This window comes from Bradyrhizobium sp. STM 3809 (assembly GCF_000239795.1).
GTDB lineage: Bacteria > Pseudomonadota > Alphaproteobacteria > Rhizobiales > Xanthobacteraceae > Bradyrhizobium.
Map to the genome: position 1 here is coordinate 1 of NZ_CAFJ01000733.1, position 2443 is coordinate 2443.

The 2443-nt window shown below is 67.4% G+C and carries 2 protein-coding genes; both read left to right on the forward strand.

Annotated features, from left to right (window positions below):
- Positions 1–243 precede the first annotated feature (243 nt).
- Positions 244–1113: a diaminopimelate epimerase gene (dapF, locus tag BRAS3809_RS31430; protein WP_008966045.1), complete on the forward strand. Its 870-nt coding sequence runs from the start codon at positions 244–246 to the stop codon at positions 1111–1113.
- Complete coding sequence (gene mtaB / locus BRAS3809_RS31435; RefSeq protein ID WP_008966046.1) at positions 1110–2432, forward strand: tRNA (N(6)-L-threonylcarbamoyladenosine(37)-C(2))-methylthiotransferase MtaB; 1323 nt, start codon at positions 1110–1112, stop codon at positions 2430–2432. The genes dapF and mtaB overlap by 4 nt, the downstream gene beginning before the upstream one ends.
- The last annotated feature ends 11 nt before the right edge of the window (positions 2433–2443 follow it).

Here is a 2443-nt window from a genome sequence, read left to right on the forward strand (position 1 = left end):
GACGGCCGGGCCGCCCAGCGCCAGCGCGACCGAACTCACGGCCAGAACGAGGCGGAACGTGCTAAGGTTCATTCGACTATTCTCCAGTGGCCGTGCTGGTTTGCCCGGTTCGTGCCGGCGAATGGACCGGTACCTAACATGGCGGGCGGCGCCGCGTCCCATGACAGATGCGTCATGTCCCCCTGCGGACTGGTCAAGGCCGGGCCTGTGGCCATATAAGGCGGACACAATTTGGATATTTTCATGAGCGCGCTCGCCAACCACAGCTTCGTCAAGATGAACGGGATCGGCAACGAGATTGTCGTGCTGGACCTGCGCGACGTGAAGCACGTGGTGACCCCCGACGAGGCGCGCGCGGTTGCATCGCGCGTTCCTTACGACCAGTTGATGGTGCTGCAGCGGCCGCGGCTCGATGGCACCGAGGCGTTCATCCGCATCTACAACAATGACGGCTCGGAGTCCGGCGCCTGCGGCAACGGCATGCGCTGCGTGGTGAGCCAAGTGTTCGGCAAGACCGGCCAGACCAGCGCCACCTTCGAAACCCGCGCCGGACTGCTGAACTGCTGGCAGGGCCCGACGCCCGATCTCTACACCATCGATATGGGCGTGCCGAAGTTCGGCTGGCAGGACATTCCGCTGGCCGAGGAGTTCCGCGACACCCGCTACATCGAGCTGCAGATCGGGCCGATCGATGCGCCGATCCTGCATTCGCCGTCGGTCGTCAGCATGGGCAATCCGCACGCGGTGTTCTGGGTGGACAAGGACGTCAACTCCTATGACCTCGAGCGCTTCGGGCCGCTGCTGGAGAACCATCCGATCTTCCCGGAGCGGGCCAACATCACGCTGGCCCAGATCGTCGACCGCGACCACATCACGATGCGCACCTGGGAGCGCGGCGCGGGACTGACAAAAGCCTGCGGCTCGGCGGCGTGTGCGACGGCGGTCGCCGCCGCCCGGCTGAAGCGCGCCAACCGTCTCGTCCACATGACGCTGCCCGGCGGCGAGCTCACCATCGAGTGGCGCGAGCGCGACGATCACGTGCTGATGACGGGCACCGCGACGTTCGAGTTCGAGGGCCGGTTCGAGCCAGAGCTGTTCGCCAGCGTCGCATGAGCGTCGATGTCGTCACCTTCGGCTGCCGGCTCAACGCGTTCGAATCCGAGCTGATCGCGCGCCATGCCGAGGCGGCGGGGACGTCCGACACCATCGTCATCAACAGCTGCGCCGTCACCAACGAGGCGGTGGCGCAGGCGCGGCAATCGATCCGCAAGCTCAAGCGCGAGCGCCCCGAGGCGCGCATCGTCGTGACCGGCTGCGCCGCGCAGACGCAAAGCGCGATGTTCGCCGCCATGCCCGAGGTCGACCGCGTCATCGGCAATGACGACAAGCTGCAGCCGGAGGCGTGGCGCGCGACCGCGCAGGCGCTTGCTGCGCCGCGCTTCGGCATCGATGCGTCGGAAAAAGTCGCGGTGTCCGACATCATGGCGGTCACCGACATGGCGCCGCATCTCGTCGACGGCTTCCAGCGCGGACTGCCGCGGGTGTTCGTGCAGGTCCAGAACGGCTGTGATCATCGCTGCACCTTCTGCATCATTCCGTTTGGCCGCGGCAATTCACGCTCGGTGCCGATGGGCGCGGTCGTCGATCAGGTGCGGACACTCGTCGCGCGCGGCCATGCCGAGATCGTGCTGACCGGCGTCGACCTCACGAGCTACGGCGCGGATCTGCCGGGCACGCCGAAGCTCGGCCGGCTGGTGAAGCAGATCCTGCGGCACGTGCCCGAATTGAAGCGTCTGCGCATCTCCTCGATCGATTCGATCGAGGCCGATGCCGATCTGCTCGATGCGCTCGCGGACGATGCCCGGCTGATGCCGCATCTGCATCTGTCGCTGCAGGTCGGCGACGACCTGATCCTGAAGCGGATGAAGCGGCGGCATGCGCGCGCCGACGCCATCGCGTTCTGCGACCAGGTGCGGAGATTGCGGCCCGACATCGCGCTGGGCGCCGATCTGATCGCCGGCTTCCCGACCGAGACCGAGGAGATGTTTGCGCGCTCGCTCGACCTGGTCGAAGAATGCGGCCTGACCTTCCTGCACGTCTTTCCCTACTCGCCGCGCCCCGGCACCCCGGCGGCGCGCATGCCGCAGGTCGACGGCGCCGTCATCCGCGACCGCGCGCGCCGGCTGCGGGCGGCGGGCGAGGCGGCGTTGCGGCGGCGGCTGGACGCCGAGATCGGCTGCGCGCGCGAGGTGCTGATCGAGAGCGCGACCCAGGGGCGGACGGAGCATTATCTGCCGGTGGCCATCAGCGGTGCCGAGTCGGGCAGCTTACAGCGGCTCGTCATCACTGGGCATGATCGTACGCGACTATCAGTCCAGAACTCCGTCGTGCCCGGGCTTGACCCGGGCATCCACGCTGTTTCCGGGATCTGAGACGTGGATGG

What these genes read in the sequence shown, in the direction of transcription:
- dapF (WP_008966045.1), top strand. Translation starts at nt 244, where the DNA reads ATGAGCGCGCTCGCCAACCACAGCTTCGTCAAGATGAACGGGATCGGC.
- mtaB (WP_008966046.1), top strand. Translation starts at nt 1,110, where the DNA reads ATGAGCGTCGATGTCGTCACCTTCGGCTGCCGGCTCAACGCGTTCGAA.